Source organism: Streptomyces sp. B3I8 (genome assembly GCF_030816915.1).
Taxonomy (GTDB): domain Bacteria; phylum Actinomycetota; class Actinomycetes; order Streptomycetales; family Streptomycetaceae; genus Streptomyces.
On record NZ_JAUSYN010000002.1, the window covers coordinates 3659477 to 3679274 of the forward strand.

A 19798-nucleotide genomic window follows, 5' to 3' on the forward strand; every position below is an offset into this window, starting at 1 on the left:
CCCCGCGCCGCCGCACGGTCAGCCGCCGTCGGGACCGTCGCCCGTGCCGAGCGTGCGCCGCACCGCGGAGCGCAGCCAGGCGTGGCCGCCGTCGTGCGCGTTGCGCGGATGCCAGCCCATCGCGATCTCGACGGGGGGAAGGGAGAAGGGCGGTTCGAGGGCCACGACGGCGAACGGTTCCACGGATTCGCGCAGCGCGGCCGCCCCTTTCGGGCCGGGCAGCACCGGCACGAGGCACACCACCTCGGTCCGGGCCACGAGGCTCATCGCCGCGAGGTGGTTCGGGAAGGCGGCGACCACCCTGCGGCGCAGCCCGAGGTCCCGCAGGGCGGCATCGGCCGGTCCGGTCAGTCGTCCGCGACGGCTGACGGTCACGTGGTCGGCGTCGGCGAAGCGCCGCGCGGTCAGGCGGCCTCGCGCGAGCGGATGGCCGGCGCGCACGACCAGTGCCATCGCGAGCGTGGTGAGGGCCTCGGTCTCGGTCTCGGGGTCCACGTGGTCCAGCACGCCGATCTCGAGGTCGACGCGGCCGTCGCGCAGGGCCGGCCCGCCCTCCGTCGCTTCGGGGGCGAAGCGCAGCGACACCCCAGGAGCCTCCGCGTCCGCCAGCTCCAGGAGCCGGGGGGCGAGCGCGGACAGCACGAGATCGCTCGTCTGAAGCCCGAAGGTCGTCCGCAGCGTCGCCGGGTCGGCGGCGAGCCCCCGCGTCAGGAGCGCCGCCGTACGCCCGACCACCGCGGCCACCTCCGCCCGCAGGGCCAGGGCGCGCGGGGTCGGCGTCATGCTCTGCCCCGCCCGGACCAGCAGCGGATCGCCGAGCACCTGCCGCAGTCGCCCCAGGGTGCGGCTCATCGCCGCGGGAGAGGTGTGGAGCTCCTCCGCGGCCCGGGTCACGCTCTCGGTCCGCAGCAGGGCGTCGAGTGCGACGAGCAGATTGGCGTCCATCCGCGTTCCCTCTCCTCGTTCCACTCCGTATTTCATTTCGAGGTATTTCATTTCGAGCAATAATTGCATGCCAGATTTCCTATTGCTGCAATGTGCCGGCGCTGCGAGTCTCGGGGGGTCAGCCCCCGACGCGAGGAGTCAAACGCGTGTCCCTCACCCGCAACCCCGCCGGTGACCAGTTCGCCGTCGTCAGCCAGAGCGGTCCGACGATCTCTTTCTTCGATGCCCGCACCCATGAGCGGAAGGCCGTCGTCGACGTGCCCGCCGAGCCGCACGAGCTTCTGTTCGATCCGCAGACCCGGCTCGTCTACTGCAGCCACGCGTACCGCGGCGGCTTCTACGACGCCAACGAGGGGCGTCACACGATCATCACCGTGCTCGACGCCGACACGCACGAGCTCGTGGACACGATCGACACCAGCCCCGAGCACGGCCCGCACGGGCTCGCTCTCGACCCGGTGCGGCGCCTGCTCCACGTCAGCGTCGAGTCGGGTCCCGCCGGCGAGGGCGGCGTCATCGTCCTCGACGCCGACACCCGCGAGATCCTGCACAGGATCAGCGTCGAGGCCGCCGGCCCGCACTGGTACCTGATCGACCACGAGGGAACACGCGGGTACTCGACCAACAAGGAGGCCGACTTCGTCAGCGTCCTCGACCTCGAGAAGAACACGCTCGTGCGGAAGATCCCGATGCCGGGAAGCGAGGGGCTCGCACTCAGCCCCGACGGCGCGACCCTCGCCGTCTGCGCTCCCAAGGCGAACCTCGGCCGCCTCGCGGCCGATCCCGGTGTGCGCCTCATCGACACCGCGCGGGGACGCGTCGTGCGCACGCTGCCGACCGACGACGCGGTCGTCCCGGTGGCCTGGGCATCGGACGACGTCCTCGTGGTGGGCCAGGTCACGACTCCCTCGCCGGACAACCGCGACGCACACGGGATCATCGACCCGTTCAGGAGCGAGGACGCCCCCGGCGGACGTCTGCTGATCTACGTCGGGGATTCGGCCGCGACGCTCGAACAGGTCGCGCACGTCGACATCGGCGTCTTCCCGCTGACGATGACGACCTCGCCCGACGGGAGTTACGTCTACGTCTCGGCGATCGCGAGTTCGACGCTCAGCGTCGTCGACATCGCCGACCCCTCCGCCCCGGCCGTGGTCGACGAGATCCACATCGACCGCAGGTTCGAGCCCGGTGCGCACGGCCTGGCCTACATCCCGGCACGGAGCTGACGGGGCCGCCCGCGGCCGACCCGGCCCCCGTCGCCACCGTGAAGGCACGCGAGGCCCGTGCCGGACAGCGGCTGCCGGCCAGGCAGCCCGCCCCGCTCACGCGGATGCTTCCACGGGCCGCTTCCCGGACCGGACCGGACCATCGACCTCGCGCTCGTCGCGAGGGTGTTCTCTCACGCTGATGTGCGGGCGCGTCTGCGACATGCCCTCATGCTCGGCGCCGCCCCCGGTTCGAGGGATCAACCCCCGGGTCGAACCCGGGTGTACCTCCCTCTCCACCCGCCGGCCGTCGGCGTGATCGTCCGGGTCCCCGGCGGGACCCTTCGCGAGCCGGGCGGACCAGGGCGAACTCGTCGCCCGCAGGCCGTTGTTCCGCCGGCGGTCGTCGCACGGCGACGGTCACCGACCCGGTGCCGACACCCCCGACACCCCGGTGTCCCCCACCTGGTGGACCGTCGTCGTGTCGTCGTGCTCCGCACCGGCCGGGCCCGCGTTGGCCGCCAGGAGGAGGGCGGTCACGGCGATGAGCGCGGCACCGAGTCCTCGGACGTATCGCGCGGACATGCCTCGGGTCATGAGGAACCTCGCAAGGTCGGCGGGCGAACGGCGGGCAGCGGCCGGGCGACGGTGCCGGCGGTCGGCGTCGCACCGCAGTGCCGGTGGCGCGGTGCCGGCGGTCGGCGTCGCATGACAGTGCTGCGTTAAGCGTGTTTAATACGGCGCTTAACGTAGAGCCTGTGGGAGCCTGACCACAAGGGATCCAGGGGGAGTTGGGGCTGTGGGAGAACACGCTGCGGGAGAGCAGGAGGACCGCGACCGGCCGGAGGTGATCGGCCGGCGGGTACAGCGGTTGCGCACCGCCCGCGGGCTGACCCAGCGGCAGCTCGCGGAACCCGCGTACACCCCCGCGTACATCTCCACCCTGGAGGCCGGCCGCGTCCGTGCCTCCGACCCCGCGCTGCGGCACATCGCCGAACGGCTCGGCGTGGCCTTCGAGGAGCTGGCCACCGGCCGCTCGCCCCACCTGGCCACCGGCCTGCGGCTGCGGCTGACCGACGCGCAGCGGGCGCTGGCCACCGGGGAGGCGTCGGCGGCGGCCGAGCGGTACGCGGAGCTGCTCACCGAGGCCGAGGAGCACGCGCTCCCCGCCGAGCAGGCCGCCGCCCTGCTCGGACTCGGCGAGTGCGCCATGGACACGGGGGACGTGACCGAGGCCCGCGAGTTCTTCGAGCGTTCCGAGCGGTGTCTGGCCGACGCGGGGGCGCCGCTGCCGGCCCGGGTCCCGGCGGTCCGCGGCCGCGCGGTCGCCCACTACCTTGCGGGCGAGATCCGGTACGCCTGCTACCTGCTGGAGACCACGCTCGACGAGCTGAACCGCTCCGGTCTGCACGACCCGGACGCGCTGCTGCTGCTGTACGCGAGCGCGATCGGCCCCTACATGGACATGGGCACCCACGCGCGGGCCGCGCAGGCCGCCGAGTTCGCGCTCGCGCTCGCGCCGCAGGTGGAGGACCCGGCGCTGCTCGCCCGGATGCACCGCTCGGTGGCCCGCACGCTGATCGCGGAAGGCCGCATCGCCGAGGCCGACACCTCGCTGGCCAAGGCCGCCGAGCTCTACCGCCAGCTCCAGATCCGTACCGAGCTGGCCAACTGCCACTGGATGCGCGGCTATCTGTACGCGCAGGACGGCAGGCTGGAGCGGGCGGAGAGCGAGCTGCGGGAGGCGCTCGCCATGCTGTCGGAGAAGCGGGCCGCGCTCTACAGCAGCCAGGTCGCGGTGGAGCTGGCGGACGTGCTGCACCGGCGGGAGAGGTCCGAGGAGGCGTCCGAGTTGCTGCACGGCGTCCTCGGCGGCCTGTCCCCCGAACGCGGCGCCGTGCACGCCGCCGCCGCGCACCGGCTGCTCGGCATCATCGCGGAGGACGCCCGGGACACGGACACCGCCGAGGAGCACTACGTGCGCGCGCTGAGCCTGCTGGAGCGCGCGGGCGCCGCCGGCGACCTGGCCGACCTGTGCCGGCTCCTGGGCGACCTGCTGCGCCGCACCAACCGGGTGGAGGCGGCCCTGGACGCCTACCGCACGGGCCTCGGCCACCGCACCGCCCCCGGCACCACCACGCTCGGCCCGGCCCCGGCCCAGCCCCCGCTGTAGCTGGCGGGGGCGCCGCGCCGGGGCCCGCGCCCGTACCGCGGGCGCCGGTCCGTGTACCGGGCACCGGTCGACGTGCCGGGTGTGACGTGCGACACGTGACGGGCCTGCGGATTTTACCGTTTCTTGAGACGTTCCCGCGCGACCCGTCCGTATCTCTGGGCGTCCGGCTCCGCCCGCGGTGGAGCGATGACGCGAGCAGGAGAGGTGCCATGGGCATTTCACGTAGCGCGGCGGGAACCCTCTTCGTCGGAGGCGCTCTCGCCCTCACCATGGCGGCGATCGCCTACCCCACCATGCTGGGGTTCCAGACGACGGCCTCCCAGCCGAGCCGCGTGATCGCCAACTTCCCGAGCGGGCCGCTCACCGAGGCCGACCGGGACTTCGTGGTGAAGGTGCGCGCGGCCGGGCTGTGGGAACTGCCCGCCGGTGAACTGGCCCTGACGAAGGGCACCACCGCGGCCGTACGGACCGCCGGGCAGCACCTGGTCAACGGACACGCCACGCTCGACGAGGCCGACCGCAAGGTGGCCCAGCAGCTCAACATCGCGCTGCCCAACCAGGCGAGCCCACAGCAGCAGGGTTTCGTGACCACGCTCAAGGCCGACAAGGGCAAGCAGTTCGACTCCGACCTCGCCAACATCCTGCGGGTCACCCACGGGCAGATCTTCTCGACGATCGCCAAGATCCGGGCCAACACCGAGAACACGCTGGTCCGTCAGCTCGCCAACCAGGCCAACATCACCGTCCTCGACCACATCACGATCCTGGAGGCGACCGGGCTGGTCAACTTCAACCAGGTGCTGTTCCAGGAGACGACGCCGCCCAAGCTGCCCAGCGACCAGCTCACCCCGCCGCCCGCGCAACCGGGCGTGGCCGTGCAGCCGTTGACGCCGCCGCCGAACTTCACTCCCCCGGCCACGGTGATCCCGGCGACCCCGGGCGCCGGGGACATCACCAAGCCGGCGAGCTGAGCCCGGCGGCCCCGCCCCCTTCCCTCCGAGGGGGTCAGGAGCCGCTCGCGTTCGACGGCCCGAAGAACTCGATCTCGGCCAGCGCCACCTGCTTCTTCTCGGAGACCGCGTACGACGACTCGACGGTGAACCGGACGGCGGTCACGTCGTGGACGCGGAACGCGCGGCGCTGCGGACCGGCGGCCTGGTCGAGGGCGATCGTCCGGGTGGTCGTGCGCCCGTCGGCCGTGGTGATCCGGGCCTCGACGAGGTGCGGCAGCGCGGACCGGGTGAGCTCGTCGGAGCGGGTGGAGACACCCGAGGTGACGAGCAGGTCCAGCAGGCGGGTGGGCTGCGCGAACCGCGCCTCGATCCACTCGCCCCTGCCGGACTCCACCACCCCCGGCCCCCACCAGGTGTTGTTGAGCTTGTCGAACGCGAGCGCGGGCTTGTGACCCGGGTACGAACGGGAGGCGCTGACGGCGTCCGGGGAGAGCGGGGCCCGCTTGGCGAAGTGGTCGCGGGTGGCCTGGACGCCGCCCGGGATCTGGAAGCAGACGAGGACCAGCCCGGTGACCACGAGTGCGGCGACCAGCCAGGACAGGACGCGGTCGAAGGCACGGCGCAGGCGCGGACGGTCACCGGCCCACGGGGTCTCGCGGTTGCGGCGGTCCGTCATCCGACGCCACCACGAGCGGCTCTCCCGCACCCGCTCCTCGTCCGCCCCCGCCAGGGACATGGCGCAGCGGACGCAGTAGTGGCGGCCCGGCGGGTTGGGGGTGGCGCACCAGGGGCAGGGCGGCCCGCCGTGCGCGCCGGGGGTCTGCCCGGGGGCCCGCACCTCGGGGCGGTCGGCCACGGGCACGCCGGGCAGCACCGGGGCGACGCCGGGCTGCGGGGCGGTGCGCGGGCCGGGCTCGTCGACGGGCACCAGCAGCGAACGGGCCCGGTCGGCCAGGGCGTCCGGGCCGGGACCCGGTAGGGGCCCCGGCGCGACGCCCGGCGCCGGGGCCGGGGGCATGGAGGGAGTGGGGATGGTGTCGTAGATGTCCTCGGCGGCCCCGGGCGGCTCTGCGGGCCCTGACCCAAACCCCGTTCCGGCCCCGGGCCCGCGGCCCGGGGCCGGGCCGGTCGGGGCGAAGGCGTGCCCGGCGGGCTCGACGCGGTCGGCGCCGCCCGCGGGCGGGGCGGGTTCGGCGGGCTCGGCCGCGGCGGCGGGGTCGGGCCTGCGGGTCAGGAGCGGGTCGGCGGGGTCGGCCCGGGAGAACGCGTCCCAGGTCGGGTCGCCGGACCGGGTGTCGGTCACCGCGGCACCGGCCGCCGGCGAGGGTGCGGCCGGCGGCGTGGCGCGGGTCGGCAGCGAGGGCCGGGCGGACCGCGTGGGCCGGGCGGTGGCACCCCCGCCGTCTCCGCCGCCGTCCGCGCGGTCCGAACCGTCCGCGCCGCTCCGGCCGCGGCCGGTCCAGCCCAGTACGGCACCGCAGCCGTCGCAGAAGGACTGACCCGGTTCCGCGCGGGTTCCGCACTCGGCGCAGTTCTGCGTGGTCATCTCTCCGGGTTCCTTTCGGCGGCGGTCACCTGAACCGTGTAGGGCATGTGGGCGGGGCGCGCGGCCGCGACGAGGGCGTCCAGCCGGTACGCGTCCGCGGGGGTGGGGTGCGGCAGCCGCAGGAGCACGTGCAGCCGGGGACGGGGTTCGCCGGGAACCGGGCCGAGCGGGCGGCCGCTCCAGGCGGCGGCGCCGCTCTCGGTGATCTCCGGCTCCGCCCCGAACGCGAGCCGTACGGCTTCGGCGAGGCCGTCGCGGGTGCCGCGGACGCGGTGCAGATACGCGGCGGCGGCCACGGCGGCGCGCAACCGCGCCTCGGCCCCCGCACGGTCACCACCGGAGCCGTCGGCCCCGCCGTCGGTCTCCGTGCCGTCCGTCTCCGCGCCGACCCAGCCGCCGAGCCAGCGGACGAAGTCCGTGGGCGCGAGGGCGGGGGCGAAGTACGTGTCGATGCAGTCGAGGACGTTGAGGATCGGCGCCAGCACCTCGTCGAGACCGGCGACGAAGCGCTGCGCGAGGTCGTCGTCGGCGAAGACGGCGGGCAGGGTGGGGCCGAGCGGCGCGGACGAGGCGAGCCCGTCGACGGAGCCTCTCACGGGGTCTCCCTCCCCGGACGGGGACGGCGGCTCATATGCCCTCGCCGATCACGCGGACCCGGTGGTCGTAGGAGAACACCAGGGAGGGCCGGCTCAGGTCGATGCGGTCGGTGGCCTCGCCGCGCTTGCCGGTCAGGGGGTCGGCGGGGTGGAGGGTGACCTCGTCGACGAGTTCCACGCCCGGGACCCGTTGCAGGACCGCGAAGACCTCGCCCGACTGCACCGGGCGGCCGAACGGCCAGCCCTTCCCGTCGGCGCCGCCGGTCAGCGGGTCCAGGTGCCGGTAGAGCGCGTCGTGCGCCCGGCGGCGCACCTTGTCCGTGTCGACGCCCCGGAACGCGTGCACCGTGGCCACCACCGTCACCCCCTGGTAGAACGGCGGGCCGACGGCCAGTCTGGTGCCGATCAGCCGGCGTTCGTCGAGGTGCCGGGTGATGCGGGACAACAGGGCGTCGCCGGGCACGAGTTGCTCGAAGCGCAGCCGGCCGCCCGGGTCCGGCACCGCCTGCGGCACCACCAGGACCCGTACCGCGTACGCCCCGTGCTCGGCCTCCTCGCCCTCCAGGCAGGTGATGCGCGCGGTCTCGGGCGCGGCCCGGCGGGCGAGTTCCTCGTAGTCCCGCAGGGTCACCGCGCGTTCCTGGGCGCGCAGCGTGATCGGGGCGCGCACCTTCGCCTCCTCCACCGTCTCCCCGTCGACGCCGCCGCGCGCGGCCTCCCGGTTGACGACCTCCGAGACGTACGGGACGGACGAGCGCAGCACCCGCACCGCGCCGCGCGCCACGTTGCCGGAGCGGCCGCCGCCGGTGCGGTAGCGGCGGGCGCGGACGACCGCGCCCTTGGGGGCGACGGCCCCGTACTGCCGCAGCGTGCCGTCGGGTTCGCGGACGGCGGGGCCGAAGGCGATCTCGCCGGTGGTGGCGTCGAGGGTGACGTGCCGGTCCTCGGGTCCGGAGGCGGCGAAGTGCGGGACGACCGTCCAGTCCGTCCAGCCGTCGTGGCCGGCGGTCTGCAGCAGCAGCGGCGGGTCGTCGCCGACGACGGGCGCGTGGGCGAGGCGCAGCCGCTGGCCGGGCAGGCCGGTGGACTCGCCGAGCGCCTCGTCGTACACCGCCTCGGCGTGCACGGCGGGCGCGGTGCCGCCGAGGGTGTCGGCCGTCGCGGACCGTACGGTCGGGGAGGTGGTGTAGAAGGGCTGGCCGGGCAGCGGTTCGGTGACCCGGCAGCGCAGCCAGCCGGCCTCCTGGCCGCCGGTGCGGGACAGCACGTGGGCGCCGGGGACGTGCAGGACGACCGCGCCGGGCCGGTTGAGGCCGCCCGTGCCGTCCTGGTCCACCTCGCAGGGCAGCCAGCCGTCCTCGGTCCACGCCTCCCACACCAGCGGCGGCTGCCGGGGGTCCACGCCGACGCCGTCCACCCTGCTGTCCAGCTCCACGGCCACCGCGCAGTGCGGCACGGCCGCGGACAGTCCGAACAGCATGCAGTCGCCGGGCCGCGGGGCCTCGTCGAAGCACAGCACGTCCTCGCCCTCGGCGAGGTCGGTGGTGCGGTCGGTGACCGGGGAGTCGGTGCGTTGGGTCACCAGATACCGCAACGCGCAGGGTACGAGGGCCAGTTCGCGCTCGGTGGCGAAGACGATCGCCTCCTCGCTCTCGGTGCGCACGGTGGCCGCCTCGGTGCCCGCCGGCAGCAGCACCGGCTCCTCCTGCGGCGCCGACAGCCAGAACGTGACGTCGGTGCGGGCGGCGGAGGGCGGGAAGAGGGTGATGCCGACCAGGTCGAGGAAGGCCAGGTGGTTCTTGTCGGGCACCCGGTTGAGCCGGTAGACGATCTGGTCCGCCATGTGCGCGACCGTCTCGACGAGGGTGACCCCGGGGTCGGAGACGTTGTGGTCGGTCCACTCCGGGGCGCGCTGCTGGATGTAGCGCTTGGCGTCGTCGACGAACTGCTGGAAACGGCGGTCGTCGAGGTTGGGGGAGGGCAGGGCCATCACAGGTCGCTTTCGGGAGCCGTGCCCTGCGACGGGCCGGCGGTGTCCGGTTCGTCGTGGGACGGGATGACGTAGAACGGGAAGACCAGGCTGCGCGGATTGTTGGTGCCGCGGATCGAGTACCGGACGTCGATGTGGAGCGTCCCCTCGTCGGGGCCCGCGGTGACGTCGACGTCGTGCACCTCGATGCGCGGCTCCCAGCGGTCGAGGCTGGCGAACACCTCGTGCTGGACGCGGCCCGCGGTGGCCTCGTTGACCGGGGAGAACACCAGGTCGTGGATGGCGCAGCCATAGTCGGGGCGCATCGGCCGCTCCCCCGGCGCGGTGGCCAGGACGAGCCGGATCGCCTCCTCGATCTCCTTCTCCCCGGAGACCAGGGCGATGCCCCCGGTCGGTGAGATCCGCAGCGGGAACGCCCACCCGGATCCGACGAACTGCTCGGCCATGACGGCTCCACCCGCCCTTCTTCTTCTGGCCCGGTGTCCGGTGCGACATCACGGGATCGGATACGGCTTGTTGTTGACCAACACCACGCCCTGCAGCATGAGCGTGGCGGCGCGGATGCCGACGTTGGCGACGGCGTTGACCTGCACGGTGCCGCCGGAGCTGAGCGTCGTGGCGCCGAGCGCCTTGAGGCTGAGCGCGCCCAGCGCGTCCACGTTCACCGCGCCCCCGAGCGATTGGACGTTGACCAGGCCGCCGCCCTCGACGCTGAGCGTGCCGCCGCTCTTGATCGTCAGATTGCGGCGGGCGCTGAGCGTGAGGTCGGTGCCCGCCTCCACCGACACCGACCGGCCGCCCCTGATGGTGACGTCGCCGTCGCTGTCGACGACGATCTCGGTCCGGGTACGGTCCAGGGTGATCGTCAGCCGGTCGTCGCCGCTGGTCAGCCGCACGCCCTGCTTCCGGCCGCCGGTCTTCTGGCTGAGCAGGTCCACGCGGTTGCCGTCCCGGTCGGAGACCGTGTGCCGGCTCGCCTTCTTGCGCACGGTGTCGTGCAGCGGCACGTCGGCGACCCGGGTGGGAGTGTCCCGGCCGTTGTAGAGGCCGCCGATGACGAACGGGTGGTCCAGGGCGCCCCGGTCGAAGGCGACCAGCACCTCGTCGTTGACGTCCAGCGGGAAGATCCCGCCGCCGTCGAGGCCGCCGAGCTGCACGGTCCGCGTCCAGTCGCTGACGTAGGTGTCGTCCAGCCACGGGAACCGCAGCCGCACCCGCCCCTGCTTCAGCGGGTCGTCGACGTCGGTGACCAGCGCGTTGGCCACGCCGGGCAGCCGGGGCGCGGCCGTCGTGGCGCCGCCCGAGGCGAGCCCGTACAGCGAGCGCCACTGCCGGCCGCTGACGGTGACCGAGGTGCGGTAGGGCTGTCCGTCGCCGAACACGTGCCGTACGGACGTGACGGTGTACTTGCCCTCGAAGGGCTCGCCGACGTCGGTCAGCGTGACCGGCATCCCGGGCCGCAGCTCGGGGTTGCCGTGCACGGTCAGCTCCAGTTCGGCGAACGCGGCGGTGACGTCGTCGGCGAGGGCGGCGGCGGCGTTACGGACCTCGGACTGGCGGTCGTGCGGCCGGTCGGTCTCGACCAGCTTGCCGCCCCGGAACGCGGTGGCCGCCTCGCCGGGTGTCGTACCGATGCGGATGCCGGGGTTGGTGCGCGCGGGGGAGGTGCCGACGACCTCCTTCTTCGTCATCACGTCCCAGCCGCGCGACTCCACCGTGGCGACCTGGTCCGCGGCGGTGACGGCGGCCCGGCAGCTCAGGATGTCCACACCGCCCTGGAGCACGGACGAGCTCTTCGAGCCGGGCGTCGAGACGGGCGGGGCGCCGGCGGCCGGGTCGGGCCGCTCGAAGCGGAACCTCCCCCGCGCGTCCAGCGACATGACCATCTCGTTCTCGTCCGCCAGCCGGGACAGGAAGTCCCAGTCGCTGACGTTGGACTGGCTGATGAAGTCGTACACCGTCCTCGTCGGCTGGATCCGGCCGAGAGCCACACCGTCCCGCGCGGCCAGCCGGCGGGCGATGTCGGCGGCGCTCTGGTTGCGGTACGCGGCCACGCGGCGGCTGCGCATCAGCCGGTGCCCGGGGTCGTAGCCGCGGATGACGGTGAAGGTGCCGACTCCGTCGTAGTCGGTCTCCATGCCGGTGACCTCGCCGGTCAGCAGCGGGTCGCCCACCCCCTCGCCGTCGGCGATCGGGGTCAGCACCACCTCCGTGCCGAAGTCCACCCCGAGGTCGCGCAGCAGCAGGTGGCGCGGATCGCGGAAGGTCAGCCGGAACGCGGCGGGAACGCCGACGCCCTGGTCGATCCAGCCCCCGACCAGCAGGGGCGCGTACCTCGACGACAGCGGCCTGCCGTCGAGGGTGACGCCGAGAACACTGGAGAAGGCGGCCCGCACCATCAGCGCCGCACCTCCTCGGCGGCCGGCAGCACCAGTTCCGTGCCGTTGGACAGCCGGGTGGGGTCGTCGATGCCGTTGGCCTCCGCGACGGCCCGCCAGGCGGCGGCGTCGCCGTACTCCCGCCAGGCCAGCGACTGCAGCGAGTCCCCGGCGACGACCCGGTGCACGCGCTGCGCGGTGAGCGCCCCGGACGTCGGGTTCTGCCCCTGGGTGGTGTTCGGGATCTCGTGCAGGCTCAGTTGGCAGGCGGCCCGGATCGGCACGCCCGTCGTCCCGAACAGCGTGTAGTTCACGTCCACCGAGCTGACGTACGCGGTGAACCGGGCCGTGGAGAACGCCCCCCACTGGAACACCACCCACGGCGGCGACGGCTGCTTGGCGACGAGACTCCGGGAGGTCACCTCGCAGCAGGACAGCAGCGTCCTGGCCTTCTTCAGCACGTCGTCGTCGTCCGGCTCGTCGGACTCGTCGAGGAACACCTCCATGCTCATCTCGCGCGGTTCCGGCCCCATGAACTCCGGCAGTGCGCCGTCACGGACGGCCTGGGCCGGGGCGGCCTTCCACTGGGCGCGGCGGGCGAGCCGGATCTCGGCCGGGTTGAAGTCGAACTCGAGGGTCTTCATCAGCATGCCCGGGGTGGTGCTGTAGCCGATCGGCGGCTCGTGGATCGCGAGACTCGCGCGCGCCAGGCTGATGCCGGCGCTCACCGCGAGTGCCTCGATGCTGTTCATGACGTTGTGGCCCTTGGCCATGGGTGTTCCTCCGCTCCGTTCCGTGCGCCGCGCCGATCGGTCCGTGTCGCTCAGTCCGTGTCGGTGAAGCCGTGGTGGGCGATCTCCAGGACCTCCGTGGCGACGGAGGGGCCGGAGGGGTCGAGCCGGGGGCCCTGCCAGCTCACCGGCAGCACGTCGATCAGCCCCCAGCGGGCCACCTCGGAGCCGTTGGCGCGCAGGGCCGCGATCTGGGCGGTGGGCCGGCTGATGCCGGTGGTGACGGAGGAGATCCAGGCGGCGACCTTGGCCGTCTCCGCCGTGAGGGGCCGGGTCAGCCGGATGTGGGAGAACGTGACACGGGTCGGGAGCTGCCAGACGAACCCGTTGTTGCCGCCCTCCTGCCGCTGCTCGATCTCCACGGTCGACGACAGCCCCTCGCACCCGTTGAAGGTCCCGAGCTCCTCGCCGTCGATGGTGAGGGTGAAGTAGATCGTGGAGCCCGGGTCGGTCTCTTCGGACATCGCGGGGGCCTTTCTGGGGCGAGCGGGGGGCTGGTCTGTGGGGCGGGGCGAGGGGCGCGGGTTCGGTGCGGGGCGCGCCGGGGCGTCAGGAGCGTGGGTCGCGGAGTCTTCCGACGCGCTCACGGTCCATGCGGAGTTCGGTGCGCAGGAGCCGGGTGACGCGGCCGATCAGCCGGTGGGTCAGCTCGTCCAGCTCGGAGTCGGTCAGCTCCCGGTGGTCGGCGGGTGTCGCCTGCTCGTCGGGGACGGCGTGGACTGCGGCACGTCGCTGGACTCGGGGGGTGGGTGGAGGTGCGGGCGCCGGCTTGGGCGCGGGTGCGGGTGCGACTGCGGGGGCCTGGGGCGCGCTGTGCGGGGTGGCGCGTTGTACGGGGGCGCCGAGGCCGGGGCGGGGGGTGGTGGTGGGGGTGCGGGTGGCCACGGGCAGGGTGCCCGCGGACGGACCCGCGGACGGACCCGCGGACGGACCCGCGGACGGACCCGCGGACGGACCCGCGGACGGACCCGCGGACGGACCCGCGGACGGACCCGCCGGCGGGCCGGCGACGGCCGCGGCACGCCGCACCGGAACGGCGGCGCGAGGCGCATCGGCGCCGGCCCGGCGGACGGTGTCCGGCGACGGGGCCGTCATCCGCTGCACGACGGGCGGGGCGGACGCCGGGCCCGCGGGCGCGGACGGCCGAACCTCGGGCCGGACGACCGGAGGCGGTACCGCGGATCCGCCGCCTGCGGGGCCGCCGTGCCCGGGCCCGTCGTTGTCAGGTGCGACGAACCCGGGCAGGCCCGGCGGCCGTGCCCCGGGCGTGGCGGCCCCGGGGAGCGCGGTCGGCCGGATCGCGGGGGCGGGGGAACCGCCCTCCGCCCGGTGAACCACGGGCACGGACACCGGCGTTTCGGTACGGGTGGTTGCCGCACGTTGCACCACGGGAACCGTGACCGCGCCGAGCACGGGGAGCGCGGGCGCGCCACCGGGGTGGGGCACGGCCGTGCGCCGCACCACCGGCAGCACACCGCCCCGACCGCCGTCGGAGGCGATGGACGCGGGTGTGGACGCGGGTGTGGATGTGGGTGTGGGTGTGGGTGCGGGGATCCCGTCACTGCCGGACGTGGGGCGGGTGGGGGGCGTGCCGGCGTGGGGACGGGTGGTCGGGGGACCATACGTCGTCCGGCTGTTCTCCGGTGCGAAGGTGCCGCCGGGACGGGTGACCGTGGGCGCCCGCTGCACGACGGGGGGCTCATCGGGGACGGGGGTCGTGGGGACCGGGTTCCCGGGGCGGTCGGCGGTGGTGGGGCGGCTCGCGGGTGTCGTCGTGCCGGTGCCGGGTCGGGCGACCTCGGCGGCTCGCCGGACGACGGGGGCCCGTCCGGCGTGGGGGGCGGGGGCCTCACCGGGGCCGGGGGGCGTGGGAGCGGAGGCACGGGTGTCACCGGTCGTACGGGAACTCGCGGGTGTCGTCGTACCGGGTCGAGCGACCGTTGCTCGCTGGACGGTGGGGGGCGTGTCGGTGGAAGCGGCGGTGGCCGGGCCGGTGCGGGGCGTGGGGTCCGCACCGGGGACGGGGGCCGTGGGCCGGGTCACCGGTACGGGGCCGACCGGACCGGCGGTCGCAGGACGGCTCGCGGGTGCGGCCGCACCGGGACCGGCGGCGGGGGTCGCCGTCCGTCGTGCCACGGGGGCGGCGCCGCTTCCGCCGCCGTCCGGGCCGGCGGCCGTGGGACCGGTGACGTGCACGGACGCGTCGGCCCGCGGGGGCAGTTCCGTTCGCTGAACGGGACGGGTGATGGCCCGTCCGCCCTCGGGAGCGGCCGTCCTTACGGGGCCGGTGACCGTGGGCCGGGTTTCGAGGCCGGAACCGGAACCGGAACCGGGGATGCGCGGGTTGTCGGGTGCGGGTGCGGGTGCGGGTGCGGGTGCGGGTGCGGGTGCGGGTGCGGGTGCGGGCGCACCGGGCCGGGCCGGCGCCGCCCGCTGGACGGCGGGTGCCGCACTGTCCGTACCGGCGGTCGTGGTCGTACGTCCGCCGTCGCGCATGGTGGCTTCGCGCGGGCGGGGGTGCGCGGTCCGGGGCGCGGGCACGGCGGCGGAACCGTCGTCCGTACGCCGGTCCACGGGTGCCGTGAGGCCGGCACGCCCGGCCGCCCGCTGGACGGCGGGTGCCGCGCCGGGGCGGGGGGCCGGCGCGGAGGGGTTCGTCTCCGGGGTACGGGCGAGGGGCGCGCCGAGTCCCGGCCGCACCCTGCGGGGAGGCTTCACGGGAGTGCCCGCGGCCGGGCTCCCGGCGTCGGTCTTCGCCCGCTGCACGGCGGGCCCCGAGGCCTCGGCGGGCGTGCTGCGCGTGGAGGACGTGGGCCCGCCCGTGGCCGGGTCGCCCGTGCCCCTCGGCACCGTCGCGCTTCGCGGAGGGCGCGGGGTCGCGGGGCGGGGGGCGGCAGCGGGTGTCGTCGGGGAGGGCGTCCGGCCGGGGGCGGCGGACGGGACGGTGTCGGCGCGCCGCCCGCCGGGCACAGGGCCGTCGGCCGTGGCGGGGACAGGGGCGGGCCCGCCCACCGGGTGGGTCGCGCCTCCCGGGTGGGTCGCGCCCCTCGGCGGGTGGGTCGCCGTGCCGCCCGGGCCGGCCACGGGCTTCGGCGCGGCATCCGTCGGGGCGTCCGTCGGGGCGTCCACGGAGGGCTTCACCGCACGCTGCACATCCGTCACCGCGCTCCTCACCGCACTTCTGCCCTCACTCCTCCTCTCCCCGTTCCTCTCCCCACCCCTCGCCTCGGGCAGCGGGCGGGCGGTGACCGGCGCGGGTTCCGCGGACTCCACGGCCGCCACGTCACGGGGCGCGCCCGCGCCGTGCTCCGCCGCCGTACGACCGGTGGGCGCCGGGGCCGGTGTCGCGCCCACGGGCGGCCGTACCGCCGGAAGTGCCCTGCGCTGCACGGCGGTCGGCACGGTCGCGGACCTGGTCAGGGAGCGGGGACCGGACGGTTCCGGTGGTGCGGGAACCGTCCGGGGCGCCGACCGGCCGACCGGCGGCGCCGCCCCGCCCGCCGCCGTACCCGCGGCAGCCGCCGCAGGCTGAGACCCGGGCACAGGCACGGGCGCAGGCGCAGATACGGGCGCAGGCGCAGGTGTGGGCGCAGGCACGGGCACGGGCGCAGACATGGGCGCCGGCGCCGGCGTGGGCGGATGCGGAGGAGGCAGGTGCGGGGGCTCGGCCGAACGCTGCACCGGGGGCCCGCCCGTGTACGCCACCGGACGGGTCACCGGCAGTTCGCCGGAGCCCGGGGTCGGGGCCGCGGCCGGGCGCGCGGACGCCGCCAGTCCGCTGGTCATCCGGTCGGCCGCCCGTCCGTCCAGGACGGCGGGCGACGCGGTCGCCGAGAAGGACGGGTTCTGCCAGGTCGGCAGCCGGCCCCCGAAGCGGGAGTCCGCGACCGTGGTGGTCCGTGCCGCCGTCGCGGGAAGGAGCGGCGGCAGCGCCGACCACTCGGCACGTACGGCCGGTCCGGACGCACCCGCCGACGCGGACCCGTCGGCCGAAGCGGAAGCACCGGCCGGCGTCGACGCCGGCCGTGACGTCTCCGGCCCGCCGGACACTCCGCCCGACACCCCTCCCGCCGCCGTCTCCCGCGCGTCCCGCGCGGTCCGCGTGCGCCTCACCCGGTCCAGGAACCCCATCTCAGGCCTCCGCCCCGGCAGTTCGCGCCCTCGTCACCAGGGACGCGATCCGGTCGGCGTAGGCGCGCCGGTCCCGGTGTTCCAGGTCGAGGATCTCCTCGTGGCTCCAGTGGAAGTGATAGGCGACGTACGCGATCTCCTCGTACAGCCGGTCGGTCGCGTACGTCACGATTCCCCCAGGCGGCTCCCGCCGAGCTCCACCTCGAAGGGTTCCGAGCAGTGCGGGCAGCGGACCGCCGCCCGGGTGTGGCCCTCGGCGTTGATCCGCCGGTAGAAGTCCTGGAGGAAGGCGAGGTCGGAGGCGAACATGTTCTCCACGACCCCGTCGTGCACCGAGGTGAGCGTGCCCAGCCGGGTGATGACCCGGCCCAGCAGCACCACCGACAGATAGGCGGGGTTCTCCTGCACCCGGAGGTCCCGCAGCGGGACCAGTTCGTCGCGCGCGGTCGACAGCCGCATCACCCCGTCGCGGTGCACGGTGCCCTGCTCGTCGACGTATCCGCGCGGCAGCTGGAAGGGGAACTCCGTGCGCAGCACCCCGGGCGGTTCCGCCCCGGCGGCCGGCGGCGGGACGGCACCCCCGGCCGGGGACTCGGCCGGCCCTCCGGCCGCGTCCCCGGCCGGACCGGTGTCCGCCGCCGTGACGGTGTCCGCGACAGTGGTGTCCGCGGACCCGCGTCCCACCGTTCGCCTCACTCGACGACCAGTTCCTCGAAGGTGATGGTCACCGTCTCGGTCAGGGTGGACGCCTCGCCCGCCGTCACGCCGCTGATGTCGATCTTGTTGCACCAGGCGTTGCGCATGTTGTACCGGACGACCGGTTCGTTCATGTAGTTCATGTAGATGATCGAGGCGTTCTTGCGGGCCATGGCCATGTTGCCGTTGACCGACTCGGTGATCCACTGGTTGAACGCCGCCGACTGCGTCCGGCCGCGCACGACCGTGCAGGTGCCCGCCTTCTTCACGCCGGGCATCTTCTTGGTGACCGGCTTGCCCTGCGCGGAGACCTGCTGGTACTCGATGACGTCCTGTTCGATGGTGAGACCCTCGACCTTGGCGAGGTACTCGACCATCACACCGTCGATCTGCAGGCCGAAATTGTGTGAGGTGAGGGCGTCACCCTGGGAAGCATCCATTGCGCGTGCCTTCTGTGCCTTCTGGGAGAGTTGACGGAACGGGACAGCGGACTACCGGAGCGGGGAGCGTCTGCTCCTCTACTCCTCCAGCTCGCCGCTGCCGCTGGAGAACTGGGCCAGCCGGAAGACCACGAACTCGGCGGGCTTGACCGGCGCGATGCCGATCTCGCAGATGACCCGGCCGACGTCGACCGACTCCGGCGGGTTGGTCTCCTCGTCGCACTTGACGTAGAACGCGTCCTCGGCCCGCGCGCCGAAGAGGGCGCCGGAGCGCCACTCGTTGACGAGGAACGCCGAGACGTTGCGCCGGATACGGGCCCACAGCGCGTGGTCGTTCGGCTCGAACACCACCCACTGGGTGCCCAGCAGGATGGACTCCTCCAGGTAGTTGAAGTACCGGCGGACGTTGAGGTAGCGCCAGGCCGGGTCGGAGGAGAGGGTGCGGGCGCCCCAGATGCGGATGCCGCGGCCGGGGAAGGCGCGGATGCAGTTGACGCCGATCGGGTTGAGCAGGTCCTGTTCGCCGCGGGTGATCTGCAGCTCCAGGTCCACCGCGCCGCGGACGACCTCGTTGGCGGGCGCCTTGTGCACTCCGCGCTCGGAGTCGTTGCGGGCCCACACACCGGCGACGTGGCCGCTCGGCGGGATGATCCGGGACTGGCCGCCGGCCGGGTCGAAGACCTTGATCCACGGGTAGTACAGGGCCGCGTACTTGGAGTCGTAGCCGGCGGTCTCCTGCCGCCAGACGCGGATCTGACGGGCGTTGAGGCCGGGCGGCGGATCGATGACCGCGACGCGGTCACCCATCAGCTCGCAGTGGGCGATCAGACCGAGCTGGACCGCCTTGACGGCCTCCAGGTCGATCGCGCCGCGCTGGTAGGCGGCCATCAGGTCGGGCACCGCGACCATGGAGATCTCGTCGACGGCCTCCAGGCCGCCGAAGCCGGTGCGGTCGGCGGAGTCGCCGAGGTACTGGGCGGGGCCGGGATGCGCCTGACCGGCGGGGTCCGCGGCGTCGGGGACGGCCGGTGCGGCGGCGGGCGCGGCGGGCAGGTCCACGGTCTGGTTCTCGGGCCGGACGAGCTGCGCGGCGGGGGCCGCCTCGGTCACGGCGATGAGCTTGGACCGCTCCTTGACCTGCGTGACGACGTAGGTGCGGCCGCCCTTCTTCGCGCTCACGTCGAAGGTCTCGACGGGCTTGCCGCCGTCCTTGACGATCAGCTTGAACCGCTCGGCGGGGCCCTCGCCCTCCGGGTCGGCGACCTCGACGCTCAGCGACCCGTTCCGGCCGGGCGCGAGGGCGCTCACGCTGAACGTGCCGAGCTGCCGCGGCTCGGCGGGCGGCAGCGCGGCGGGGGCCGCGGAGCCGGACACGGCGGCGGGGGAGGACCCGCCGGCCGTCGTGGCGTCCCCGGCGGACCCGCCGACCCGTACGACATAGGCGGCCGAACCGCCGTTGTTGAAGAAGCCGTAGACGGAGTGCGCCAGGTAGTACCCGTCGGTGAAGTCACCGAACGCCGCGACGTACTGCGTCCAGTTGGTCACCAGCGTCGGTTCGTTGAGCGGGCCGGTCGGAGCGAGCCCCACGAAGGCCGCCACCGAGGTGCCCACCCCCTCGATCGGGCGCGAACCGCTGGCCACCTCCTCGACGTAGACGCCGGGCGACAGATAGGACGGCATGTTCCGTGCTCCTTGGGGGTACGAGTCAGAGTGCCTTCAACCGTCGCGCGCGAAGCGCCGCCGCGGTACGCCCCGCGGTGCAGAGGTGGGGGCACCGGGTGTGCCCGCGAGTGCGCACTTTCCGCCGCCCGCGGCACGGGCACGGGCACGGGCACGGGGCACGCGACCGTACGAGGCGGGTCCCGAACTGTCCGCCGTCCGCTCTTGTACCGGTGGTCCCGGACGCTGCTGAAGGTCCACGGGGGCAGTCATGGGGTCCCTGCGAGGACCG

Annotated in this window: 18 protein-coding genes; 4 read left to right on the forward strand and 14 right to left on the reverse strand. The window is 74.6% G+C overall.

Annotated elements, in window-relative coordinates; all coding sequences use genetic code 11:
• Positions 1-18: 18 nt before the first annotated feature.
• Complete coding sequence (locus tag QFZ64_RS18385) at positions 19-945, reverse strand: LysR family transcriptional regulator (protein ID WP_307067089.1); 927 nt, start codon at positions 943-945, stop codon at positions 19-21.
• Positions 946-1091: 146 nt separating this feature from the next.
• Between QFZ64_RS18385 and QFZ64_RS18390 the strand changes: the two genes are divergently transcribed.
• A complete protein-coding gene (locus QFZ64_RS18390; protein ID WP_307067091.1) occupies positions 1092-2174 on the forward strand; it encodes a YncE family protein in 1083 nt (360 codons plus the stop codon).
• Between the two features lie 399 nt (positions 2175-2573).
• On the opposite strand, the gene QFZ64_RS18395 is transcribed toward QFZ64_RS18390, so the two are convergent.
• Positions 2574-2738, reverse strand: coding sequence for a hypothetical protein (locus QFZ64_RS18395; RefSeq protein WP_307067093.1), 165 nt, complete (start codon positions 2736-2738; stop codon positions 2574-2576).
• Positions 2739-2952: 214 nt separating this feature from the next.
• On the opposite strand from QFZ64_RS18395, the gene QFZ64_RS18400 reads away from it, so the two are divergent.
• Complete coding sequence (locus tag QFZ64_RS18400) at positions 2953-4326, forward strand: helix-turn-helix transcriptional regulator (RefSeq protein WP_307067095.1); 1374 nt, start codon at positions 2953-2955, stop codon at positions 4324-4326.
• A 209-nt stretch (positions 4327-4535) separates the two neighbouring features.
• Positions 4536-5297 (forward strand): DUF4142 domain-containing protein, encoded by a 762-nt coding sequence (locus QFZ64_RS18405; protein WP_307067097.1) that lies wholly within the window; start codon positions 4536-4538, stop codon positions 5295-5297.
• A 34-nt stretch (positions 5298-5331) separates the two neighbouring features.
• Here the strand turns inward: QFZ64_RS18405 and QFZ64_RS18410 are convergent, their stop codons facing one another.
• From QFZ64_RS18410 to QFZ64_RS18445, 8 genes are all read right to left on the reverse strand, one after another.
• Positions 5332-6825: a zinc ribbon domain-containing protein gene (locus QFZ64_RS18410; RefSeq protein WP_307067100.1), complete on the reverse strand. Its 1494-nt coding sequence runs from the start codon at positions 6823-6825 to the stop codon at positions 5332-5334.
• Entirely contained in the window at positions 6822-7421 is a 600-nt protein-coding gene (locus tag QFZ64_RS18415; protein ID WP_307067102.1) for a phage tail protein, read from the reverse strand. Before QFZ64_RS18415 ends, QFZ64_RS18410 begins: the two co-directional genes overlap by 4 nt.
• Positions 7422-7452: 31 nt before the next feature.
• Positions 7453-9411 (reverse strand): putative baseplate assembly protein, encoded by a 1959-nt coding sequence (locus tag QFZ64_RS18420; RefSeq protein ID WP_307067104.1) that lies wholly within the window; start codon positions 9409-9411, stop codon positions 7453-7455.
• Positions 9411-9857, reverse strand: coding sequence for a GPW/gp25 family protein (locus tag QFZ64_RS18425; RefSeq protein WP_307067106.1), 447 nt, complete (start codon positions 9855-9857; stop codon positions 9411-9413). The genes QFZ64_RS18420 and QFZ64_RS18425 overlap by 1 nt, the downstream gene beginning before the upstream one ends.
• A 48-nt stretch (positions 9858-9905) precedes the next feature.
• The gene (locus QFZ64_RS18430) at positions 9906-11810 is read right to left on the reverse strand and encodes a VgrG-related protein (RefSeq protein ID WP_307067108.1); all 1905 of its coding nucleotides are present in this window, start codon (positions 11808-11810) and stop codon (positions 9906-9908) included.
• The gene (locus QFZ64_RS18435; RefSeq protein WP_307067110.1) at positions 11810-12562 is read right to left on the reverse strand and encodes a LysM peptidoglycan-binding domain-containing protein; all 753 of its coding nucleotides are present in this window, start codon (positions 12560-12562) and stop codon (positions 11810-11812) included. Before QFZ64_RS18435 ends, QFZ64_RS18430 begins: the two co-directional genes overlap by 1 nt.
• A gap of 50 nt (positions 12563-12612) precedes the next feature.
• Positions 12613-13044 (reverse strand): phage tail protein, encoded by a 432-nt coding sequence (locus QFZ64_RS18440; protein ID WP_307067113.1) that lies wholly within the window; start codon positions 13042-13044, stop codon positions 12613-12615.
• Between the two features lie 85 nt (positions 13045-13129).
• Positions 13130-13465 carry a hypothetical protein gene (locus QFZ64_RS18445; RefSeq protein WP_307067115.1) on the reverse strand — a complete coding sequence of 112 codons (336 nt, stop codon included), beginning with the start codon at positions 13463-13465 and terminating at the stop codon, positions 13130-13132.
• 1696 nt (positions 13466-15161) lie between these two features.
• Between QFZ64_RS18445 and QFZ64_RS18450 the strand changes: the two genes are divergently transcribed.
• Entirely contained in the window at positions 15162-16112 is a 951-nt protein-coding gene (locus tag QFZ64_RS18450) for a hypothetical protein (protein ID WP_307067116.1), read from the forward strand.
• A gap of 600 nt (positions 16113-16712) precedes the next feature.
• Here the strand turns inward: QFZ64_RS18450 and QFZ64_RS18455 are convergent.
• From QFZ64_RS18455 to QFZ64_RS18470, 4 genes are all read right to left on the reverse strand, one after another.
• The gene (locus tag QFZ64_RS18455; protein WP_307067118.1) at positions 16713-16880 is read right to left on the reverse strand and encodes a DUF6760 family protein; all 168 of its coding nucleotides are present in this window, start codon (positions 16878-16880) and stop codon (positions 16713-16715) included.
• Entirely contained in the window at positions 16877-17407 is a 531-nt protein-coding gene (locus QFZ64_RS18460; RefSeq protein WP_373430627.1) for a hypothetical protein, read from the reverse strand. Before QFZ64_RS18460 ends, QFZ64_RS18455 begins: the two co-directional genes overlap by 4 nt.
• Positions 17404-17847: a phage tail protein gene (locus tag QFZ64_RS18465; protein WP_307067123.1), complete on the reverse strand. Its 444-nt coding sequence runs from the start codon at positions 17845-17847 to the stop codon at positions 17404-17406. The genes QFZ64_RS18460 and QFZ64_RS18465 overlap by 4 nt, the downstream gene beginning before the upstream one ends.
• A 78-nt stretch (positions 17848-17925) precedes the next feature.
• Complete coding sequence (locus QFZ64_RS18470) at positions 17926-19527, reverse strand: phage tail sheath subtilisin-like domain-containing protein (protein ID WP_307067125.1); 1602 nt, start codon at positions 19525-19527, stop codon at positions 17926-17928.
• Positions 19528-19798: the final 271 nt, after the last annotated feature.